Below are 21438 nucleotides of genomic sequence, written 5' to 3' on the forward strand. Positions count from 1 at the left end.
AGCATGATCAAAAGCAGGCAGCCTGCCCGGTAACCACAATATAAATAAGAGGCAGGAAATACGCCTGCCTCTTCGAATGTCTTTAATTAGTATATCAAAATCTGGCTATTAAAAACTACCTGTGTTCACTTTTTCAGGCCTTGTAACCGGCTCAGCCAGCTTTTCTCCTGATTCTGTAAGAACATCTGCCTTTCCGTTCACCGTAAGAGCCACACTCTCAACCCCTGTCTGTTCTGTCAGTGATAGCACAAGGGAATTCAGCAGGTGTTCAGACACCATTTTTTCTTCAAAGCTGCCATAAATGGATTCATTGAAGTTCAATGTTACCTTGCCATCCTCAACCTTAGGTGCGTCAAGAAGCTTTACACCTGACTGGAAATCTGACAGAAGATTGGAAGCATACGCCGGCCCTTCAACAAGCTCGTTTACGATTGCAGTAATGTTATCCTTCATTTCATTGCTGACGCGTTTTGTTACTGGAACATAATAATATGCGCCTTCCTCGCCGCCAATATAATATACCGTGACCGCTTTCGTGTTTGTGATATCCACGACATCTGTATTGTCAGTATTGATGCCATCCGCACGGCTCAGCTCTCCACCGATAGGAGTGCCGCCTACAGGCATCGCTTCAAGAGGGGTGCCATTCATTTGAAGCTTAACTTCATCAATGGTATCAAACTGTGTGAGCGTCCATGTCACAGCCTGGAGAATCCTTTTCTCATCCTCTTTTTGATAGGATCCGAATTCCTTTGAAAAATCAACCGTTGCCGTGCCGTCCTTGATGTTCACTGTCATTTGTGTGTCAGCTGGGAGGACGGCCCTGAAGCCATTTGGAAGCATTTGCTCGACTGGCCCATTTGCAACAAGGTATTCCAGTGCCTGCTTAGCGACACTTTCTGTTTTCGGAAGATCCATTGTCTGTGAGACAACATAGCCATTTTTATCGATTAAATACAATTCTGTCTGGATAGATGTTTCAACCGCTTCTGTACCATCCTCCGTTGTTTCTGTAGAAACATTTTCATCAAGAGCCTCCCCCTCTTCCATGAACGTGACATCCTGCGGAGGATCGATCTTTTTCTTTTCCTCGCCCCCGAACAGCCCACACCCTGATAGGAATACCGTAGTTGCCAATGTAGCAGCTGTAACGACCACAGCCTTTTTATTTTTTGACATATAAATCCCTCCAAAGACAGTTTGTACTAATATGTATACGAGCCTATGGATATTTTAGACCGCCTTTAGGAAGATTTTTAAGAAATGCAGAAAAATAAAAAAGACCTCCGTCTCCGGAAGCCTTGTTAACCTAATTTAATTTTCTCAACGTTATCAATTGGCCTCTCCAGCCACTGGGATGCTATAGCAGAAAAAATTGTTCTGGAGCCTGTCATGTAATAGAAATGCTGCGGAAGTTCTTCTCTGTCAGCAAACATGTCGTTATGGCCGAGAATCGTGCTTACCTCTCGCGCTGTTTCCTCGCCTGAACTGATCACCTTGACCTCAGGTCCCATCACTTCCTTAATGAGCGGCTCGAGCAAAGGGTAGTGGGTGCAGCCAAGGATCAATGTATCAAGTCCCTGTCCCTGCAGTGGCTGAAGGGTTTCAGTTACCACTTTCTTTGCGACACGTCCATCGTATTCTCCACTTTCTACAAGCGGCACGAACTTTGGGCAGGCGAGTGCTTCAATGGCAGTCTTACGATTGATGGATTTCAAGGCATGCTCGTACGCACGGCTTTTTACCGTGCCTTCGGTTCCAATAATGCCAATTTTATAATTGTCTGTTACCTTGATCGCTGTCCGTGCACCTGGCTGGATGACACCTAACACAGGTATCGGGAGTTCATTTCTTATCTCGTCAAGGACCACAGCAGTCGCTGTATTGCATGCAATAACCAGCATTTTAATATTTTTTCCTAAAAGAAAACGGGTCATTTGCCAGGTGAACCTCTTCACTTCCTCAACAGGTCGAGGACCATATGGACAACGTGCCGTATCACCAACATAGATGATCTGCTCGTATGGCAGCTGTCTCATGACCTCCTTGGCAACGGTTAACCCGCCTACTCCTGAATCAATGATTCCTATTGGTCGATTCAAAAAACTCGCCTCATTCTCCACGCATTTCTTGATGTAATTTCGCTAAGCCCTCTTTAAGGGACACTATTTCCTCACCTGAAAAATCCTTCAATACCTCTTGAAGGTATAGCTGGCGTTTCTTGATCACTTCATCGATGATCCTTTCCCCTTCGTCCAGAAGATGGATGCGGACTACACGCCTGTCATTGGGATCCTTCACCCTGACAACAAGCTCATTTTTCTCCATCCTGTCTACTAGATCCGTGGTCGTGCTGCAAGCCAGGAACATTTTATTCGACAGCTCCCCAATTGTCATATCCCCATCCTCAAATAGCCATTGCAGCGCAATGAACTGTGGAGGCGTGATCGTGTAATTGCTGAGGAGCTCGCGTCCCTTCTGCTTAATAATACCTGATATGTAACGCAGATCCTTTTCGATATCAGCAACCGTCTCCAGTCCCTGATTCTTTTCTACCCCTTCAAGTTTCATCTGTAACAACTCCTAAAATCTATTTCCTTTATCCATAAAACTTGTTTTCCAAGCAGAGATGATTTTTACTATTGCCCTTATTTTCTACTTTTTTCGAGCAAATTTCAAGACAGAATTCCGATAAGAGCCTGTTTTACCCTATTAAACATCTTAACCGGCCCCCCATTCGGGATGGCCGGTCAATGATTAAAGTTCTAGCTCTCCCATACGCAGGAGCTCTACAACAGCTTGGGAACGCCCCTTTACACCAAGCTTTTGCATGGCGTTTGAAATATGGTTCCGAACCGTTTTTTCGCTGATAAATAATTCACTAGCGATCTCTTTTGTTGTTTTGTCTTGTACTAACAGTTCGAAAACTTCTCTTTCGCGTTTTGTGAGTAATGGCTTGTGAGTATAATCATTTTCCTTCAAGTATTGTAACCCTCCTTGCCTTCGCCAGCTGTGAACTGCGGGGTGGGTATAAATTTAGTCAAAATATCATATGTGAAGGAAAGAGGTGTAGTGACAACATTTAAGGGACTTCATGCCAATTTTTATTTTTATACGCAAAACTTATTTAACGGCGGATTTTTTGCTTTCTGAAAACAATTGCCTCATTTCCTCTGTCCAGGAAACACCCTTGCCTGTTCTCTTGGAAATTTGCACGATTGTCCCCCTGCCAGTCAAGCAGATTGAGCCATCCGCTTTTTTGACCATATAGTGAAGGTCAACTGAAGAATTCCCAATTGAGTTGGCTTTCACATATATTTTCAGGTCTTCATCAAAGAAAATCTGGCTTTGATAATCACACTGAAGATCGGCAACGACCGGAATCGTCTCATTCTCTGGCTTGACCCAATCCTGCATGAATCCCTGGCTTTTGAAATATTCAATTCTCGCCTGTTCGAAATATGTAAACGGAACTGTGTTGTTTAAATGCCCAAACATATCAGTTTCCGAAAACCGAACCTTCACCTGATAAAAAAATTCAAACTCCTCTTCCCAGCTTACAATCTCGTTAATGTATTCCATCTTTTTCATGCTGTAACCTCCCAAAAACTGAATGAACATTCATTCTTTTCTTTATTATAAATATATTTAGTCATTTTGGGAATAAAAAAGGCTAAAACAAAAACCAACACAGGAATATTATAGCTGTAAAAGAAAAAACCTCCCTTTCCGAAGAAAAGGAGGCTGGATTTTAAACTTGATCGCTTCCGAAGAAGTTCTTGAATGACTGGAATGTTGTATCACGGTTCAAGGCAGCGATTGATGTTGTCAATGGAATTCCTTTAGGGCAAGACTGAACGCAGTTCTGTGAGTTACCGCAGTTCGCAAGTCCGCCGTCTCCCATGATTGTTTCAAGACGCTCGCCTTTGTTCAAAGCACCTGTTGGGTGTGCGTTGAAGAGACGAACCTGTGATAATGGCTGAGGCCCAATGAAATCTGACTTGTCGTTTACGTTAGGGCAAGCCTCAAGGCAAACGCCGCAAGTCATACACTTGGAAAGTTCATAAGCCCACTGACGCTTTTTCTCTGGCATACGCGGACCAGGTCCAAGATCGTAAGTACCATCGATTGGAACCCATGCCTTTACGCGCTTCAAAGAATCGAACATGCGGCTGCGGTCAACCTGAAGGTCACGGACAACCGGGAATGTTCTCATAGGCTCAAGCCTGATTGGCTGCTCAAGCTGGTCAACGAGCGCAGAGCATGACTGGCGCGGGCGGCCATTGATGACCATAGAACACGCACCACAAACCTCTTCAAGGCAGTTCATATCCCAGGAAATTGGGGTAGTGGCTTCACCTTTTGTATTTACAGGATTACGACGAATTTCCATTAGTGCAGAAATCACGTTCATATTTGGACGGTAATCAAGTTCGAACTCTTCCTGATAAGGGGCTGAATCAGGAGTATCCTGGCGGCTGATGATAAAACGGACAGTTTTTTTCTCTGACATGCTCTATTACTCCCCTTTCTTCTTAGAATAATCGCGCTTACGCGGCTGGATTAATGATGTATCAACATCTTCATAATGGAATGCTGGCGCAGAGTTTGCATCAACAAACTTCGCCATAGTTGTCTTCAAGAAATCCTCGTCATTACGATCAGGGAATTCTGGTTTATAGTGAGCCCCACGGCTTTCATTTCGGTTATAAGCACCGATTGTGATAACACGTGCAAGCTGAAGCATGTTTTGAAGCTGACGTGTGAACACAGCACCCTGGTTGCTCCATTTTGCCGTATCGTTAATATTGATATTCTTATAGCGCTCCATTAACTCGACGATCTTTTCGTCTGTTTTCTGAAGTCTATCATTGTAGCGAACAACGGTTACATTGTCCGTCATCCACTCACCAAGCTCTTTGTGAAGGACATATGCATTCTCTGTTCCATCCATGGACATAACATTGTCCCACTTCTCCTGCTCCATCTTGACAGCATCATCGAAAAGTGCTGAAGAAATAGCATCTGAGCTCTTTTCTAGGCCGTTGATGTAACGGATTGCGTTTGGACCTGCAACCATACCGCCGTAGATTGCTGACAATAACGAGTTGGCACCAAGACGGTTCGCACCGTGCTGAGAATAATCTACCTCACCCGCAGCAAACAGGCCTGGAATATTTGTCATCTGATCATAGTCAACCCAAAGTCCGCCCATAGAATAGTGAACGGCAGGGAATATTTTCATAGGAACTTTTCTTGGGTCATCGCCCATGAATTTCTCATAGATTTCGATGATACCGCCAAGCTTGATATCAAGCTCTTTTGGATCCTTGTGTGATAGATCGAGGTAAACCATGTTCTCGCCGTTGATGCCAAGCTTCTGGCTTACGCATACGTCAAAGATTTCACGTGTCGCGATGTCACGCGGCACAAGGTTTCCATAAGCTGGATACTTCTCTTCAAGGAAGTACCATGGCTTGCCATCCTTGTACGTCCATACTCGTCCACCTTCTCCACGGGCAGATTCACTCATCAGGCGGAGTTTGTCATCTCCCGGGATTGCAGTAGGGTGAATCTGGATGAATTCCCCGTTAGCGTAATAACCACCCTGCTGATAAACGATCGCAGCAGCAGAACCAGTATTGATAACTGAGTTCGTTGTTTTACCGAAGATGATACCAGGACCACCAGTTGCCATAATGACAGCATCAGCAGCAAATGATTTGATTTCCATTGAAGTCAGGTTCTGTGCTACGACTCCGCGGCACACACCTTCCTCATCCTTAATTATTCCGAGGAATTCCCATCCTTCATACTTTGTGACCAAACCAGCCACTTCATGGCGGCGAACCTGCTCATCCAAAGCGTATAGAAGCTGCTGTCCAGTTGTCGCACCCGCAAATGCTGTACGGTGGTGCTGCGTGCCTCCAAAGCGGCGGAAATCAAGCAGGCCTTCCGGTGTACGGTTGAACATTACACCCATACGGTCAAGAAGGTGAATGATTCCAGGCGCTGCTTCAGCCATCGCTTTAACTGGCGGCTGGTTCGCAAGGAAGTCACCGCCGTAAACTGTATCATCAAAGTGCTCCCATGGAGAGTCACCTTCACCTTTAGTATTTACTGCACCGTTGATTCCGCCCTGTGCACATACAGAGTGGGAACGTTTTACCGGCACAAGAGAAAACAGTTCAACAGGAGTTCCTGTTTCTGCAACTTTTATTGTAGCCATTAAGCCAGCCAAACCGCCGCCGACTACGATCACCTTACCTTTACTCATCGTGACTCACTCCCTTAAATCCATGTCTGTCTTTCATATCCGATTAAAAGTAAATCTTTTTAGCAAATAGTCCTGAAAAAGGCCTTATACAAATGCTAGGATTGCGCGGACACCTACGATGGAAAGCGCAATGAAAACTCCGATAGTGACGTAAGTAGAAATCACTTGAGAACGTGGTGTTACAGTGATTCCCCAGCTCACGAAGAATGACCATAATCCGTTCGCAAAGTGGAAAGTTGTAGAGATGACACCAATTAAATAGAACCAAAGCATGAATGGAGATGAAAGGATCGTCTCCATCATCTGGAAGTTAACTTCTGCACCAAATGCTGCGGCAATACGAGTTTCCCATACATGCCAAGCTACGAAAATCAAAGTAATCACACCTGACACACGCTGAAGCATGAACATCCAGTTTCTGAAATAGCCATATTGGCCTATATTGTTTTTAGCCGTAAAAGCAATATAAAGACCGTAAATTGCATGGAATAATAACGGTAAGAAGATAATGAAAATTTCTAAAAAGTACCTGAAAGGCAATTGCTCCATAAAATGTGCTGCGTTATTGAATGATTCTTCTCCCCCTGTAGCAAAATGGTTGACTACAAGGTGCTGCATAAGGAAAAGACCTACTGGAATGACACCCAGCAAAGAATGCAGCCTCCGCCAATAAAACTCTTGTCTACCTGCCATAAGTATACCCCCCTGAAATTTGGCCGTGATGTCCGGTTTCTCTCCCCAACCCTATTAATCTAACAGATTGATCCAACCTAACATCAAAAAATAAGCATTTCTTACAATTATGTGACATGTCCATTTTACTCCCATCATAATAGAGCGTCAAGAAAACGGATACATAAAAATGCTTATATAAATAAAATTTTTAAAATATATTGATATTGTAAAAATCCCACTTTCTAATTATTCCAACGCGTTAAAGAGTATATTAAAATAATACTATTGCCTGTTGGATATGACTGATAAAATTTTCCCTATCCAATAATTTTTGAATAACGAAGTATCGGGTATGGTATAAACATGGAAAAATCTTATAGAATTTCTTATGCCATGCAAAATTTAACAACTTTTTAATTTTATGAATATGGTTGTTTTCACGGCAAATTGTTTATAATAGAGTGATAGAAAGAGGGGAGAACATGAGTGAAATAACTACTTCAGAGCAAAAAACAGAGAGCGAGCCACTGGCCGTCACTGCGTTTGGATATGAATTGGTCAGGGAAGTCCTCCTGCCGGAATTGCTCGGCAAAGATACACCAGAAATCCTGTATTGGGCCGGAAAACGCCTCGCCCGGAAATATCCTTTATCAACCCTTGACGAAACCTTCCGCTTCTTCCATGATGCCGGCTGGGGTGCATTAACCATTAAAGAAGAATCCCGAAGAGAAATGGTGCTTGAACTTAGCAGCGAGCTAATTTCCTCACGATTGAAAAATAACCCCAATTCCACTTTCCAGCTAGAAGCCGGTTTCATTGCCCAGCAAATGGAACAACAGAAAAAAGTAACAGTCGAAGCCTTCGAACACCCAAATAAAAAATCATCGAAAATCCTGTTTACGGTCAAATGGGATAAGAGTGATCTGATTGAATGATTGAGGAAATCAGCATCACTTTTAACATGATAGGATGGGTTACTGCGCCCGGATTTACCCGGGGCGCAGTAACCCTTTTATTTTTTTAACTAGTAATTGAGTGACCCAGGGTTCAGTCTCAAATTTCCCTTTTATGTTACCCATTTATCTCTCATCCCTAGTTCGGTCACAAGTTCCCCTTTCTTGTGACCGTGAGCTCTCGCTTTTTCCTTTCACGGGCACAAGTTTCACTTTCTTGTGACCGTGAGCTCTCGCTTTTCTCTTTCACGGTCACAAGTTTCACTTTCTTGTGACCGTGAACTCCCGATTTTTCTTTTCACGGGCACAAGTTCCTCTCTTTTGTGACCGTGAACTCCCGTTTTCTCTTTTCACGGTCACAAGTTTCCCTTTCTTGTGACCGGCAGCTCCCGTCTTTTCTTTTCACGGGCACAGGTTTCCCTCCTGCCCCCTTGGTCACCAGGCGGCACTTGGACCTGCACGCCCACCACCCTTGCACCTGGACAAAAAGCTTCCCCAATTTTACAACCAGGAAAGCTTCTTAACCGACTCTCTTAATTCGTCTTAACTGCTTCGGAGTATAGCTCAAATGCTTCATGCAATGATTCTACTGCGTTTACCATTTGTTTTTCATCAACTACAGTAGAGACTTTGATTTCGGATGTGCTTACCATCTTTACCTGGATTCCGTGTCCTTCAAGGACTTCGAACATTTTGGCAGCTACACCAGGGTTTGAAACCATTCCCGAACCTACAATCGACACCTTTGCAAGGCCGGTTTCGGATTCCACCGCCTGATAGTTCAATGCTTCTTTATTTCTTTCCAATACGTCCAGTGCCTCCGGGAGGTCGTTACTCTTAATGGAGAACGAGATATTCGCTAATCCCGCTTCTGTACGGCTCTGGACAATGATGTCGACATTGATGTGGTTCTGTGCCAGTGTTGTGAATATAGTTGAAAGTCCTTTTAATGAAGTGCTAACTCCTAGGACTGATACTCTCGTGATTTGGTCTTCAAACGCTACTCCGCGTACGATTAAATTCTGTTCCATTTCATTCTCCTCCTCGATGATCGTGCCTCTTTCTTTTTCCATGCTGGATCTTACTTCAAGCGGCAATCCATAGTTTTTCGCGAATTCCACCGCACGCGGGTGCAGCACGCCTGCCCCCAGATTGGCCAGCTCTAACATTTCATCATAGGAAACGCTAAGCAATTTCCTCGCGCTCTTCACATATCTTGGATCGGTCGTGAACACACCGGTCACATCGGTATAGATATCGCATTTATCAGCCTTCAGAGCCGCCGCAAGGGCTACTGCCGTGGTATCTGAGCCGCCGCGGCCAAGTGTGGTGATTTCACCATCATCCGTAACTCCCTGGAATCCCGCGACAATGACAACCTTGCCACTCTCTAAATCTCTGGCAATCCTGTCGGTCTCGATATCAACAATCCTGGCGTTCCCATGGACAGGTTCAGTTTTGATCCCTGCCTGCCAGCCTGTATAGGAAACCGCATCAATGCCATTTTGCGCTAATGCCATTGAAAAAAGTGCGATCGTAATTTGCTCACCTGTTGTCAACAGCATATCCATCTCTCTTTTTGATGGCGCGCTGGAAATATCATTCGCCATGTCGACAAGATGGTCTGTCGTCTTGCCCATTGCTGATACAACAACGACCACATTATTGCCGTTCTGCAGTTCTTCCGCTGTCCTGCTGGCAGCGTTCCTGATCCTTTCGACATTGCCAACCGATGTTCCGCCAAATTTCTGTACAATCAATCCCATAAGTTTCCCCTACCTTTTCATTCTGTATTTTTGCCTCTAATAGAGTTTCATGGCCAAGCCGCATATGTATTTTTCCCGATCCTTCTTTAAAAAAGTTCCAGAAAACAGAAAAAGCAATGGAAGTGGCTCCCATTGCTTGATAAACGTGTATATACGCTGCAACATGAGATAGCACTCCAAGATGGCAATCTTGACAATCCAGCGTTTATTCAACGAAGGACCAGCGAGAAAATCGATAGGCATTTCCCCACTTCGGCGAACATCCCCTTTCAAAGTCCATCCTCGAATCCTACAATTCTCCTGACTTTTACTCTTGAAGCTCGCACCTCTATCTTCACTTTAATGCTCTAAAGTGATAGCTATATGAAATTTTTCTCATTATAGCATACCTAAAAATAGAATGCTACCTTAATCCTGTAATTTCTGAAATAGCTCCTCTGCCACATTTGCCGGCAGGCCGGCAGCGTTCAACTCTTCCACAGAGGCGTCCCTCATTTTTTTCACCGAACCGAAATGCTTCAACAGGGCCTTCTTGCGCTTTTCGCCAATGCCTGGAATATCATCGAGGAGTGACTGAAAAGCGCTTTTGCCTCTTAGCTGGCGGTGGAAGGTAATCGCGAACCGGTGGACCTCATCCTGGATTCTTTGCAGCAGGTAAAACTCCTGGCTGTTACGCTCCAGTTCGATCACCTGCAGCGGATTACCGTAAAGCAGCTGGGAGGTCCTGTGCTTGTCATCCTTCGCCAGACCGGCAATCGGGATATCAAGTCCCAATTCATTTTCAAGTACATCACGCGCGGACTCGATATGTCCTTTTCCGCCATCGATGATGATCAAATCCGGCAGCGGCAATCCCTCTTTCAGGACACGTGTATACCTGCGCCTGACAACTTCCCTCATGGATTCATAGTCATCCGGACCTTTGACTGATTTAATTTTATATTTGCGGTATTCCCTTTTTTCAGGCTTGCCGTCGATAAAAACAATCATCGCTGATACCGGATCGGTTCCCTGAATGTTCGAGTTATCGAAGGACTCAATCCGATGAGGGGTGTAAATGCCCATTTGCTTGCCAAGGTTTTCAACAGCCTTGATGGTCCGTTCCTCATCACGCTCGATTAGTGAAAACTTTTCTTTCAGGGCGATACCCGCGTTCTTGGACGCCAGGTGGACTAGTTCCTTCTTCTTCCCGCGCTGCGGCTTTAGGACTTTCACTTCAAGCAGACCCTCTGCCAATTCCAGGTCCACTCCCTCAGGTACCAGTACTTCCTTCGGCTTGAAATGCTCATTTTTCGAATAAAATTGCCCCAGGTATGTGAGGATATCTTCTTCAGGTTCATTGTGGATCGGAAACATTGAAACTTCCCGTTCAATCAACTTTCCCTGACGGATAAAGAAGACCTGAACACACATCCAGCCCTTGTCGACCGCATAGCCGAATACATCGCGGTCGGTAAAGTCCGTCGTCGTCATCTTCTGCTTTTCCATCGTTGCCTCTATATGGGCGATCTTGTCGCGAAATTCCTTCGCTCGTTCAAAATCCAATTCCTCGGCAGCTGCAGCCATTTTAGCCGTCAAATCTTCCTTGATTTCCTTATAGCCCCCATTGAGGAAGCGAGTGATTTCATCCGTAATCTGCTTATACTCGTCCCTGCTGATGTCCTTGACGCAGGGTGCTAGACATTGGCCCATATGGTAATAGAGGCAGACGCGGTCTGGCAGCGTCGAGCACTTTCGGAGCGGATAAATCCTGTCCAGCAGTTTTTTTGTCTCGTTGGCCGCCTGTACATTTGGATATGGCCCAAAGTATTTGCCGCTGTCCTTCTTTACTTTTCTCGTAATGATCAGCTTTGGATGCCGTTCCGCAGTCAGCTTGATGAACGGGTATGATTTATCATCCTTGAGCATGATATTGTATTTCGGGTCATATTTTTTGATCAAATTGATTTCGAGAAGCAGCGCTTCCATATCAGAGGAGGTGACGATATACTCAAAATCCTCAATTTCATTGACCAGTCGAAGAGTTTTACCGTCATGCGATCCTGTAAAATAAGAACGGACCCTGTTCTTCAATACTTTGGCTTTCCCTACATAAATGATGGTCCCCTGCCTGTCCTTCATCAAATAACAACCTGGCTGAGCAGGGAGAAGAGCAAGCTTATTCCTGATCTGTTCATTCATGCCGTTCACCTCCTGTTACGGTGTCCATTTATATAAAATAATCTTATGATAGACTGGGTCAAAAATTTTACCCGAAGCAAAAGATTCTACCTTCTCGAGCTTCCCGTCAGGATCAAAACCCTGCGACCGGAAACCGTCGACAACACTGTTGGTTAGATAAACCGTCTTTCCTTTATATAACCCCTGGTCATGGAGGAAATTCCTATAGGTGTAAATTCTCTTATGCGGGTAAGACATTTCGAGATACTGAAGCACCCTTGTTTCTTCCCATGTATACAAAACAAAGTCCTCTTGCTGCTCCTCCAAATAATCCGCAAGCTGATAGACTGCCGGCTCGTTTACAGCCTGTTTCTGTATATAACCAGAAGAAATAATTGCCTGGGCAATGATTACTGCAACTACTAACGGGCTCGCATACATCTCTGCCCTTTTTTTAAAAAAGACAATAAGGCCGAGAAACACCAGCAATAGCGCCAGCGGCAGTATATGCCTCGGCTTATCGATATTCTGGGCAAAAAGTGCCCAGACAGCATAAGCGAGGAGCAGCAATACGCCGAGATAAACGCTGTTTTCCTTTAAAACTTTCCTTTTAGATGCCTGCAAAAAAATAACTATGCCAATAACTATATATAATACCATCAAAACAGTTGTTCGTGAAAAGATTCCCCACCATAAAATGTTGGTAAACAGGAATGCTTTCAACCTTGCCCAAAAAGACAGTTCATTTGACGCTGAGGTGCCGCCCCATTCCTGAAAATGCCCGCCAGTGAAACCAAAAGCAAGCTCCAGGAAATTAGAGAGGCCGCCTTCAGAAACAATCAGACCAGCAACCCAGATCAACTGAAACAATCCAGCGAGGACCACGTATTTGATAACGCCGCCCAAGGCAAGCTCCCGTTTTTTCCATTTCCTGTACAGCAGATAAATGAGCCCGATTCCCATCGGAATATAGCTCAGCCTGATTCCCAACAGGACACTGAACAAAATCAGGGGAAGCAGCATCCATTTGCCTGCTGGCCTGGACTCTGTGGCCGCGATACTCCAGAAAAACCACCAAAAAGCTGCAAGAGCGGCACCCTCCGACATTGGCTGGTTCACGATGATCAATGGATAACTGGCAGTATAAATGGCAGCTGCAATGAGGAAGGCATTCGTCCTGCTCAAAATTTTAGATGCAAGAAAATACACCGGCAGGATGGAGCTGGCATACACTAAGACATTAAATAAAACCAGTGCCTGATTTGGATAATCTACAAAAAACTTCAGCAGCATACCGCCCAAAATAAAATACGGATATCCGGGAAAATGCGGCTGCATCGCACGAAGATCATATCTGTCCATCGCCAGGGTAAAATCAACTTGATCCCATGAAGCGACGAAGGGATTAAGTGAGTTCAACTGGACGGCGAAAATGTAAAGGACCGCAAGCGAACTCAATCCAAGAATGATTATTCTGTTCAGTTTTTCTAAATTCATTATTTTACACCAACTAACTTCCACAGGGGGCATTTTTACGTATGAAAAAAGTACAAGGAAATTCCCTGTACTTTTCTGGAGAGAGGATCATGCAGCCTCAAAATCAAATTACTTATTTTACTTGTGGATTCAATACTACTTGCTTGTTCTCTGCTGCCTTATTGTCAGCAGCCTTTTCTTTCTTAGGACTGCGTGATGAAGTCAGCAGGAAGATCGCAGCAAAGTAGCCAAAATATGCGATTACCTCTTCAATTGAAGGCATAGATGAGTATCCAAACAGAGCCTTCAGGAAGATGCCCACATCGCCAGAGATCAGCGGTGCGACACCAGTATCACGAAGATAATGCGCATAATCAATCGGGTGTTCCGGCAGTAGCCACGTTATATCATAAACATGGTACATAACACTTCCGATAATGTTTACATCCTGCATCATTGAAATTGCCTGAACGAGCAATCCGGCAGAAATCAGGATAATGAATGCACCCGTAATTTGGAAGAAAGTCTTAAGCTTAACCTTCATAGTACCTTTGAAGAACATGTAAGAGACGGCAACGGCAATCAATGTACCTGTGATAGCTCCCCATCCCTGCATGGCAGCACCGATGTTACCACCTGTGATTGCTGCAAAGAAGAAGACCGTTTCAATACCTTCACGCAAGACGACAAGGAATGAATGGATGACCATACCGACAATATTACCTGTCGTGATGAATTTCTTCATTTTGCCTTCCATATTGCCTTTAAGGTCCTTACTGTGGCTTGCCATCCAGAATACCATCTGGGTCAAGAGAACAGTGGACACAATCATGATTCCTATTTTCAAATAAATTTCACTGCCCATTGCAGCGAAGCCTGTGAACACAACCTGGAACAAAATCGCAACTCCGATACTTGCCAAAACAGCAAGTCCGGCACCCAGCCATACATACTTTGTATACTTTGGATTACCTGTTCTCTTTAAATAGGTTGTGATGATTCCGATGATTAATAACGCTTCCAATACTTCCCGAAATGTAATCAATAACGCTTGAACTTCCATTGCTGATTCTCCCCTCTCCAAGGTGTCATCTATCTATATTACTTTCTACGTTTAATGCCAATCACAACTATTGCACCAATGACCGCAACGATCAAGATCAAAGGAATCCAGTTACGGATATTTGAACGATCTGTCCAGTCCTTTTTGCCAGGGCCCGCTTCTTCCTCTGTATCTGTAAAATGCCCGACTTCCAGACTCGGAAGATCAAATTCGTCTTGCAAGGTATTCAGGATATTTTCTTTTTTCTCTTTAAAGATTTCTATGTCAGAAGGCTTCTTCCCTACTCCAAAGAGTCCGGGATTTCCTAGTGCCTCAAGTGCAGCATCAAAGTCAGCTTTTATTTCTTTGTCTGCTTCAGGGTTATTCGCCTCTACCTTTGGTGATAGCGCTTGATATGTAGCATATCCCTTTGCCAGCAGTTTCTTTGAAGTGTCATACTCCTCAAAGCTTTTTTCAATGCTTTCAAGCCTTCTCGCAACATTTAACACGAGGAGTTTCTCCATATTTTCAATCGTAGCTTCTTTATCTTCTGCTTCCAGACTTTCGATGATTACTTCTCCCGGCTCGGTTCCCATGTGCATATCGATTTCTTCTTTAACCGTTTCAAACAGGGATGTGGCAGCCGAGAAGTTTGGAGGGTCCTCATCCAGCTTCAACTGCATTTCCTTATAGACTTCAGCGACTTTCTCTTCATTTGGATCACCATATGAATAAGCGCTGGCAGTCTGAGGAATGCCGTTAATGAGAATTAATATCAGTGAAAAACAAAAAAATAGAGCTTTTTTCATTTACTGTTCCCTCCTACAATGATAATGATAATGATTATCATTATGAATGTCAATCATATTTAATAATCGTCACTTTATTGTCACTATTTTTACTGTTTTTAGATGGGCATTCTTCCACCCTGGTTACCTTTGAGACAGGCCTGGACATTTCGCGATAGACTGCCGGCACAACATTCGTCATATATTTTTTGAATGAAATGAAAGATGTCCCCGTTGTCCTGACGCGGTATTTAATCGGAATTTCAAGGACCCTGAATCCCTTCCTGACAAGATTGAGCGTCAATACTTGCGCATAATTGTAATCATGGATGATTTCCGCATTCTCAAGCACTTTCCTCGAAAAAGCCCTCATCCCGGACTGGCCGTCATACAACCATTTTCTCAACAATAATGTTTGCAGGAAGGTGAAACAATAATTCCCCATCCTTCGATGAAATTTCATCCCTTTTATTGTGCCCATAAATCGGGAACCCATTGTATAATCCGCTTCCCCATTTAGTATCGGTTTGACTATTTCAGGTATCTGCCATGCCGGATACTCTCCATCTGCATCAATCATCACACCGACATCTGCACCCATCCGGAAGCTTTCTTCTATTCCCTTTCGGACCGCGGCACCAAGACCGCGGTTTTTCTCAAAGCTTATAATATGGTCAGCGCCAGCTTTTTTCGCTTCAGCAACAGTTCCATCTGTCGAACCATCATCAATGATTAAAACCTCCACTTGATCCGCTCCGGCGAAGGTACGAGGTATATTTTCAATCACTTCCGCAATAGATTCTTCCTCGTTGAAAGCCGGCAAAAATACAATAACTTTACTCAATTTAAATTCTCATCCTTCTCTGCTTTTATTGCATCCATTAAAACTTTTCCTCTGCTGCTCGCCGGATAAGGGGCACCCATCAGATAGGAAATCGTCGGTGCCAGGGATACAAGGCTGTGTTTCTCTTGCACTTTTACGCCCTTGGCGATGTGTGGTCCATGCATAAAAAATGGAACAAACCGTTCTCCTTCATCCAGGTGTCCGTGGCCGCCGATGCCATCAGCCTGTCCGTGGTCCGCACAGACTACTAGTGTTGTGTTCTCCATCTTCCCTTCAGTTTCCAGCCATTGAACAAACTCTTGGATCAGCGCGTCTGCTTCCTCAATCTTTTCAATATAATCATCATAGAGAACGCCGCGGCTGTGGCCAACCTGATCCGTACCGATCATCTGGACGATAAACAGATCCGGGTCCTGCTCATCCATGATTTTTCTTGCCCTCGCAAGCATGTTCGTATCTGCTTTGTCCTTATGCATGACAGCTGTAACGGTCTCGACATCACTGCCCATTGCATCAACAAGGTGAGCAATGCCAAGGAGCCGCCCTCTTTTGCCCACTTTGCGAAGCGAGTCAAATATTGTTTCTGTGTTAACTCCAAGTTTATAGACCATATTCGATTTGATGCCATGCTCAAACGGATAGGTCCCAGTGAACATCGAACTAAAGCAAACAACGGTCCTTGCAGGATACAATGTTTCCATATTCAAATATTCAGTTCCATTCTCTTTTAACTGATCGAGGAATGGTGTATTTGCTTCATAAAAGCGTTCTTTACGCATTCCATCAATGACAATGACAATGACCTTATCGGACAGGCCATTCTCCGGCACTTCCGGTCCATCATCCTTCGTGTAGCTCTCATAGGCCTTTGGCTTCCAGTCAAATAAATATCGGTGAAGAATAAAGGCAAAGAGGAGAACAAAGCCATAAAAAATAGCAATATCAAAAAACGGTAAATTTGCACCAGCGGTTAAGGTGCTGAATGACAGTTCCCATAGAGAAAGCAGCAGGAAAACTTTTGGAAGCTGCTCCTGGGCATTCCCGCTGGTAGAGTCACTATTCTTCAAAACAAGCTTCCAAAATCTCGTGAAGTTAAGCCATGAAGTACCAATCCTTAGGTGATAGTAAAGCGTTCCCCAGAAAAACACCGTGAAGAAAAAGTACAATCCAGCTGCGAAAAGCAGAAGATTAATATTAGGTTCAGGCCAAACAATCATAAAAACAACGAATGGTATCCACAAATAGTTTCTCAAGAAAAGTGGAAAATCATAAATAAAATAGATGACGAATATCGGAAGCACCATAAGGAAGGAAAGTAAAAACTCTACTATGCTTCCTGTACTCCCTAAGTCTCCGAGATGAAATAATACCATTGTGCCAACTGTAAAAATTGGCGTAAAGGGCTTCCCCTCATTAAGCAAATTCCAGCTTCGGGCCGCGAATTTCTCAAACTTCGAAGCACTTTTCATAATTCGTTGCCCCTTTCCCTAGTCCATTTTTTCAGTAAGTGCGCCGGTACAGGATAAGCAGCCAATGCAATCCCTCCGACTATAAAAGAAAATAAATATTTCAATCCATGGGTAATGACCGCAGCTGTATAGGCATTTTCAGGAGCTATTCCATTTGCTCCTAACGCAAAAACCATTATGGCCTCATAGCTGGCGATTCCTCCAGGTGTAATCTGGAAGATCTGCCCGGCAACCGTAATGCTGTTAACCCAAATTGCCTGTACAAAGCTGATGTTGCTTCCCCCATTCAATACAACCCCATAAATGACTGCTGCTTCCAGGATCCAGCTTATCAGGGTCAGCATAATGATCCAGATTCCCCGCCAGCCAATGAAAGCATTTTTCATTATAGTTAATTGTCTGTCAAAGAAAGCACGGAATTTATAGTAAAGAATAATTGTGACAACCACACCGCTTACTCCCAGCCATACGAAAAACTTCCCATTCAAAGGCAGCTCAAGAAAGGCCAAACCTGCCGAAGCCATTCCAAATAGAATGATCGTATCCATCACCCGCAGGACGATCACAGAATTAAATGCTTCTAACCCCGTAATATCAGGCTCCCTTGCTTTCAAGACACCAATCCTCGCAAAATCACCCGCTTTTACAGGCAGGAGGTGATTCAGAAGCAAGCTGTAAAAAAGACCGTACATGCAGGTTGTAAGTCGTACTCTATTGTTCAGATAAAGCTTCCAGGCTGCTCCTCTTGCCAAAAAAGCAAGGAAATAACTGCTGAAAATGAGCAACAAAATTCCAGGTTTTGTTGCGATTGCCTTTATTTCCTCTATCATCATCCCTGCATCAAGATAGTAAAACGTCATAATCAGAAATGCGGTAATCAGCAGAATGGAAATTAGTTTCTTAAAGGTAGTTTTCATACTGCTCAGCCCATGCCACAGTCTCTGCGATTCCTTTTCTGAAGTCCACCTCTGGTTCATAACCAAGCAATTCCCGTGCCAGGGAAAGATCAGCCCATGTCCTGTCTACGTCTCCGGCACGGTTTTCTTCACGACTAATTTTCATATCAGGATAGTAAATCCGGAGCTCGTCCAAAAGCTGATTCATCGAAACCGGCCTGCCGGATCCAATATTGATAATGGCACTTTGCTCTAAATTTTTTAGAGCAAGGCTCATGCCGTTCACAATGTCACTTATATATGTATAATCACGAGATCCGCCCTCGCCAAAAATCGTTATTTCTTCTCTGTTTTTCAATTTTTTTATGAAATTAGCGATTGCCATATCCGGCCTTCCCCATGGACCATAAACAGTGAAAAATCTTAGGATTTTAACATCCATCCCATATAAATGGCCATATACATGACAAAAAGATTCAGCTCCGTATTTTGAGGCAGCGTAAGGAGAAATAGGTTTGCCCGATGCCATATCTTCTTTGAACGGGATATTTTTCATCATTCCATATACGGATGATGAAGAAGCAAAAATGACCTGCTTCACACCAGCCTTTCCGGCTCCTTCTAGTACGTTAACGGTAGCCTTTACATCATAATCTATGTATTCAAGCGGACGAAGAATGGAATAGGCAACTCCCGGCAAGGCCGCAAGGTGCACAATTGCTTCCGGTGATATTCTTTTGATCATGTCGATGGTCTTCTCACGTTCCAGAAGATCTGCTTGATAAAACTGGAAATCACCAGCCTGCTTAATGACTTCCAGATGCTGTTTTTTTCTCTCCACAGAGTAGTAAGGGTGCATGTTATCGATGATAGCCACCTCATGCTGCTCCTTCAGCATTTTCACGGCAAAATGGCTTCCGATGAACCCTGCTCCTCCAGTAATCAAAATTTTCACGATTACACCTCTTTCTTTCTCAAGCCATTTTACCATAGTATTTCATCTAAAAACGAAAATAGAGCCGCATCGCTGCGGCTCCCGTTTTCTAAAGCAGACTATCTACTGCTGAAATCACTGCGTCGCCTTTTGCTTTGGCATCTTCCGGCTTATTTTCCGCAATGGCATTATACCATGCTTCAGCATCTGCAAATACGGCCTGAGTTTTTTCTTCACCTAACTTTTCAGTCATCTGCCCTTGAAGCATTTTCAGGAACATGTTCCCTTCCATTGCGCCTACTTTAGCTTCAACAGCATTATCTTCGGCTGCAAGCTTTGGTGCCTTTTCGTAATAGCTTTTGATTTTGCCGGCCACTGCTTTAGCGAATAATGCATTTGTTTCTGCAGCTTTGATTGTTGACGGATCCGTCGTGTTCAGCGTGAATAGTTTGTCTAACTCAGCAGCTGCTGCTTCATCTCCGCCGCCAAGTGATCCTTTAATTGCCTGGTAGAATCCCCATGCTTCAGCCTGCATGATGGACAATTCTTTTGCCTCTTTTCCTTCCTTCGCTCCAGCTTCCATCTTTTCAGCATATGATTTAGCTGCCAGGTAGTAGCTTCTGTAGATTGACTTGTCTGTTACTTGAAGATAAACCTGGAAGTCTTCAGCATTGCCTGAGTTGAGTGCTTCTTCCTGCGCGGATAATCCTGAGTTGATATTCTCAACAAGGCTAGAGTCACCGCTTAGTTCGTAGTAGTTATCTCGTTTTTCAGCTGTTGGAATAAAAACTTTTTCAGCCAGGTGCTTGATTTGTACGAATGCAAGGTTAGCATCTTCCTTCTTATCCTCAGTCAAAGCAGTTACTGCTTCCTTTTGTAGTGCTTTTTGATTTTGATAGAAATATGATTGCGTTGTCTTATCAGTCAATTGAACAGCGATAATTGGCTCCATTTCTCCGCTCTTTCCAGCTGTAAGCGCAGCCTGGATTGCCTGGTCGAATTCAGGGGTAAGCTCTGCTACGTCTTTTTGAAGACCTGCTTCATATTGTTGTTGGACAGTATCCCAGTTAACTTCCTGGCCTTCTTTTGCTTTTACTAGTTCGGACATCATATCAGCATAAGCTGCAGCCTGCTTTGCTGCATCTGTATCTTCTACCTTTACTTCTTTGTTTTCTTCAGTCTTTGTGTCTTCTTTTTCTTTATCTGTTTCAGCCTGTTTGTTTTCTTCAGGCTTCTCTGCCGTTTCATCTCCTCCGCAAGCTGCCAATACTGTGCTTGCCATTAAAAAAACTTGCAAAGACTGCTTTCAGATGCTTTTTCTTGTTCATGTTTCAAATCCCCCTATGTAATGTTAGTAATTTTATAAATGATAATGATTTTCATTGACAATTGTAATTATAGGCGAGAATGATTATCACTGTCAACGAACTTTGTGAGAAAACTTTGACAAACTTGTGAAATCATATTTTTCCCGGTTTAAAGGATCTTAGTCTACCGTGGTCGTTTTGGTAGAACCCATTCGAACATCAAAACTCTTATTGCCCCTTGATTATTAATGATATCATCGCGGTTAAAGGAAGTTGGGGAGTATAAGCTTCCGGGCGAGCGAGGACCGTATTTTGTTCTTTTTTACAGCTTATCCATTCTATCAGGTCCAAAACTCCTCAAAAAAATCCCGCCTTCGAGGAAGGCGGGATTTTCACATTCATTTTTAGATATGCTGTTGCAGGCGTCCTGCAAGTGCTTCTTTTGGTTGGAAACCAACTACTTTATCAACCGGCTGACCATCTTTAAGGACAAGTAGTGTCGGGATGCTCATGATGCCGTATTGAGCTGCAGTCTGCTGATTATCATCAACATCAAGCTTAACAATTTTCACTTTGTCTCCCATTTCTGAATCTAATTCTTCAAGCACAGGAGCGATCATTTTACATGGGCCGCACCAAGGTGCCCAAAAGTCAACAAGCACTAGGCCTGATCCTGTTTCGTTAGCAAAAGTTGCGTCAGTAGCATGTGTAATAGCCATTTGAATGCCTCCTAAATAAATCTGAATACTAACGTCAGTATATCACCGTTTACCAATTGATGCTATTTATCTGCTCTTGTTGTAATTTACCCTTTTCACATATGAATATTCCCATTTTATTCGTTTTTACAG

At 43.8% G+C, this 21438-nt stretch carries 20 protein-coding genes and 1 riboswitch; of the genes, 1 reads left to right on the forward strand and 19 read right to left on the reverse strand.

From position 1 onward, the window contains the following. Nucleotides 1-108: 108 nt before the first annotated feature. From FOF60_RS18255 to FOF60_RS18290, 8 genes are all read right to left on the reverse strand, one after another. Nucleotides 109-1179, reverse strand: a complete 1071-nt coding sequence (locus tag FOF60_RS18255) for a GerMN domain-containing protein (RefSeq protein ID WP_192471473.1) — start codon at nucleotides 1177-1179, stop codon at nucleotides 109-111. A 125-nt stretch (nucleotides 1180-1304) separates the two neighbouring features. Continuing rightward, a complete protein-coding gene (gene racE, locus FOF60_RS18260; RefSeq protein ID WP_192471472.1) occupies nucleotides 1305-2102 on the reverse strand; it encodes a glutamate racemase in 798 nt (265 codons plus the stop codon). A 10-nt stretch (nucleotides 2103-2112) separates the two neighbouring features. After that, on the reverse strand, nucleotides 2113-2571 hold the full coding sequence (locus FOF60_RS18265) for a MarR family winged helix-turn-helix transcriptional regulator (protein ID WP_192471471.1): 459 nt from the start codon (nucleotides 2569-2571) through the stop codon (nucleotides 2113-2115). A 186-nt stretch (nucleotides 2572-2757) separates the two neighbouring features. After that, the gene (locus FOF60_RS18270; RefSeq protein ID WP_042459328.1) at nucleotides 2758-2982 is read right to left on the reverse strand and encodes a helix-turn-helix domain-containing protein; all 225 of its coding nucleotides are present in this window, start codon (nucleotides 2980-2982) and stop codon (nucleotides 2758-2760) included. A gap of 141 nt (nucleotides 2983-3123) precedes the next feature. After that, nucleotides 3124-3591: an acyl-CoA thioesterase gene (locus FOF60_RS18275; protein WP_192471470.1), complete on the reverse strand. Its 468-nt coding sequence runs from the start codon at nucleotides 3589-3591 to the stop codon at nucleotides 3124-3126. A gap of 160 nt (nucleotides 3592-3751) precedes the next feature. Continuing rightward, nucleotides 3752-4513 carry a succinate dehydrogenase iron-sulfur subunit gene (sdhB, locus tag FOF60_RS18280; RefSeq protein WP_192471469.1) on the reverse strand — a complete coding sequence of 254 codons (762 nt, stop codon included), beginning with the start codon at nucleotides 4511-4513 and terminating at the stop codon, nucleotides 3752-3754. Nucleotides 4514-4519: 6 nt separating this feature from the next. Next, complete coding sequence (gene sdhA, locus FOF60_RS18285) at nucleotides 4520-6277, reverse strand: succinate dehydrogenase flavoprotein subunit (RefSeq protein ID WP_192471468.1); 1758 nt, start codon at nucleotides 6275-6277, stop codon at nucleotides 4520-4522. 84 nt (nucleotides 6278-6361) lie between these two features. Then, complete coding sequence (locus FOF60_RS18290) at nucleotides 6362-6970, reverse strand: succinate dehydrogenase cytochrome b558 subunit (protein ID WP_192471467.1); 609 nt, start codon at nucleotides 6968-6970, stop codon at nucleotides 6362-6364. Nucleotides 6971-7434: 464 nt separating this feature from the next. On the opposite strand from FOF60_RS18290, the gene FOF60_RS18295 reads away from it, so the two are divergent. Continuing rightward, complete coding sequence (locus FOF60_RS18295; protein WP_192471466.1) at nucleotides 7435-7887, forward strand: YslB family protein; 453 nt, start codon at nucleotides 7435-7437, stop codon at nucleotides 7885-7887. Between the two features lie 551 nt (nucleotides 7888-8438). Here FOF60_RS18295 and FOF60_RS18300 read toward each other — a convergent pair. The 11 genes from FOF60_RS18300 to trxA form a co-directional block, all read right to left on the reverse strand. Then, nucleotides 8439-9671, reverse strand: a complete 1233-nt coding sequence (locus FOF60_RS18300; protein ID WP_192471465.1) for an aspartate kinase — start codon at nucleotides 9669-9671, stop codon at nucleotides 8439-8441. Nucleotides 9672-9832: 161 nt separating this feature from the next. Continuing rightward, nucleotides 9833-10010: riboswitch (Lysine riboswitch) on the reverse strand. 69 nt (nucleotides 10011-10079) lie between these two features. Next, complete coding sequence (gene uvrC / locus FOF60_RS18305; RefSeq protein WP_192471464.1) at nucleotides 10080-11852, reverse strand: excinuclease ABC subunit UvrC; 1773 nt, start codon at nucleotides 11850-11852, stop codon at nucleotides 10080-10082. Nucleotides 11853-11867: 15 nt separating this feature from the next. Then, the gene (locus tag FOF60_RS18310) at nucleotides 11868-13328 is read right to left on the reverse strand and encodes a glycosyltransferase family protein (protein ID WP_192471463.1); all 1461 of its coding nucleotides are present in this window, start codon (nucleotides 13326-13328) and stop codon (nucleotides 11868-11870) included. Nucleotides 13329-13440: 112 nt separating this feature from the next. Then, a complete protein-coding gene (locus FOF60_RS18315; protein ID WP_192471462.1) occupies nucleotides 13441-14370 on the reverse strand; it encodes an FTR1 family iron permease in 930 nt (309 codons plus the stop codon). Between the two features lie 38 nt (nucleotides 14371-14408). Then, entirely contained in the window at nucleotides 14409-15158 is a 750-nt protein-coding gene (locus FOF60_RS18320) for a hypothetical protein (RefSeq protein WP_192471461.1), read from the reverse strand. Nucleotides 15159-15207: 49 nt separating this feature from the next. Continuing rightward, nucleotides 15208-15981: a glycosyltransferase family 2 protein gene (locus FOF60_RS18325; protein ID WP_192471460.1), complete on the reverse strand. Its 774-nt coding sequence runs from the start codon at nucleotides 15979-15981 to the stop codon at nucleotides 15208-15210. Continuing rightward, entirely contained in the window at nucleotides 15978-17450 is a 1473-nt protein-coding gene (locus FOF60_RS18330; RefSeq protein WP_192471459.1) for an alkaline phosphatase family protein, read from the reverse strand. Before FOF60_RS18330 ends, FOF60_RS18325 begins: the two co-directional genes overlap by 4 nt. Beyond that, a complete protein-coding gene (locus FOF60_RS18335) occupies nucleotides 17447-18367 on the reverse strand; it encodes a lysylphosphatidylglycerol synthase transmembrane domain-containing protein (RefSeq protein WP_192471458.1) in 921 nt (306 codons plus the stop codon). Before FOF60_RS18335 ends, FOF60_RS18330 begins: the two co-directional genes overlap by 4 nt. Beyond that, a complete protein-coding gene (locus tag FOF60_RS18340) occupies nucleotides 18351-19301 on the reverse strand; it encodes an NAD-dependent epimerase/dehydratase family protein (protein WP_192471457.1) in 951 nt (316 codons plus the stop codon). Before FOF60_RS18340 ends, FOF60_RS18335 begins: the two co-directional genes overlap by 17 nt. Nucleotides 19302-19389: 88 nt before the next feature. Further along, nucleotides 19390-20562: a hypothetical protein gene (locus FOF60_RS18345; RefSeq protein WP_264647589.1), complete on the reverse strand. Its 1173-nt coding sequence runs from the start codon at nucleotides 20560-20562 to the stop codon at nucleotides 19390-19392. Nucleotides 20563-20991: 429 nt separating this feature from the next. Continuing rightward, nucleotides 20992-21306 carry a thioredoxin gene (trxA, locus tag FOF60_RS18350; protein ID WP_023627075.1) on the reverse strand — a complete coding sequence of 105 codons (315 nt, stop codon included), beginning with the start codon at nucleotides 21304-21306 and terminating at the stop codon, nucleotides 20992-20994. Between the last annotated feature and the right edge of the window lie 132 nt (nucleotides 21307-21438).

Source organism: Mesobacillus jeotgali, assembly GCF_014856545.2.
Taxonomy (GTDB): domain Bacteria; phylum Bacillota; class Bacilli; order Bacillales; family Cytobacillaceae; genus Mesobacillus.

Coding starts and splice junctions, on each gene's coding strand:
- FOF60_RS18255 (WP_192471473.1), bottom strand. CDS start 1,179: ATGTCAAAAAATAAAAAGGCTGTGGTCGTTACAGCTGCTACATTGGCA.
- FOF60_RS18265 (WP_192471471.1), bottom strand. CDS start 2,571: ATGAAACTTGAAGGGGTAGAAAAGAATCAGGGACTGGAGACGGTTGCT.
- FOF60_RS18275 (WP_192471470.1), bottom strand. CDS start 3,591: ATGAAAAAGATGGAATACATTAACGAGATTGTAAGCTGGGAAGAGGAG.
- sdhB (WP_192471469.1), bottom strand. CDS start 4,513: ATGTCAGAGAAAAAAACTGTCCGTTTTATCATCAGCCGCCAGGATACT.
- sdhA (WP_192471468.1), bottom strand. CDS start 6,277: ATGAGTAAAGGTAAGGTGATCGTAGTCGGCGGCGGTTTGGCTGGCTTA.
- FOF60_RS18290 (WP_192471467.1), bottom strand. CDS start 6,970: ATGGCAGGTAGACAAGAGTTTTATTGGCGGAGGCTGCATTCTTTGCTG.
- FOF60_RS18295 (WP_192471466.1), top strand. CDS start 7,435: ATGAGTGAAATAACTACTTCAGAGCAAAAAACAGAGAGCGAGCCACTG.
- FOF60_RS18300 (WP_192471465.1), bottom strand. CDS start 9,671: ATGGGATTGATTGTACAGAAATTTGGCGGAACATCGGTTGGCAATGTC.
- uvrC (WP_192471464.1), bottom strand. CDS start 11,852: ATGAATGAACAGATCAGGAATAAGCTTGCTCTTCTCCCTGCTCAGCCA.
- FOF60_RS18310 (WP_192471463.1), bottom strand. CDS start 13,328: ATGAATTTAGAAAAACTGAACAGAATAATCATTCTTGGATTGAGTTCG.
- FOF60_RS18315 (WP_192471462.1), bottom strand. CDS start 14,370: ATGGAAGTTCAAGCGTTATTGATTACATTTCGGGAAGTATTGGAAGCG.
- FOF60_RS18320 (WP_192471461.1), bottom strand. CDS start 15,158: ATGAAAAAAGCTCTATTTTTTTGTTTTTCACTGATATTAATTCTCATT.
- FOF60_RS18330 (WP_192471459.1), bottom strand. CDS start 17,450: ATGAAAAGTGCTTCGAAGTTTGAGAAATTCGCGGCCCGAAGCTGGAAT.
- FOF60_RS18335 (WP_192471458.1), bottom strand. CDS start 18,367: ATGAAAACTACCTTTAAGAAACTAATTTCCATTCTGCTGATTACCGCA.
- FOF60_RS18345 (WP_264647589.1), bottom strand. CDS start 20,562: ATGGCAAGCACAGTATTGGCAGCTTGCGGAGGAGATGAAACGGCAGAG.
- trxA (WP_023627075.1), bottom strand. CDS start 21,306: ATGGCTATTACACATGCTACTGACGCAACTTTTGCTAACGAAACAGGA.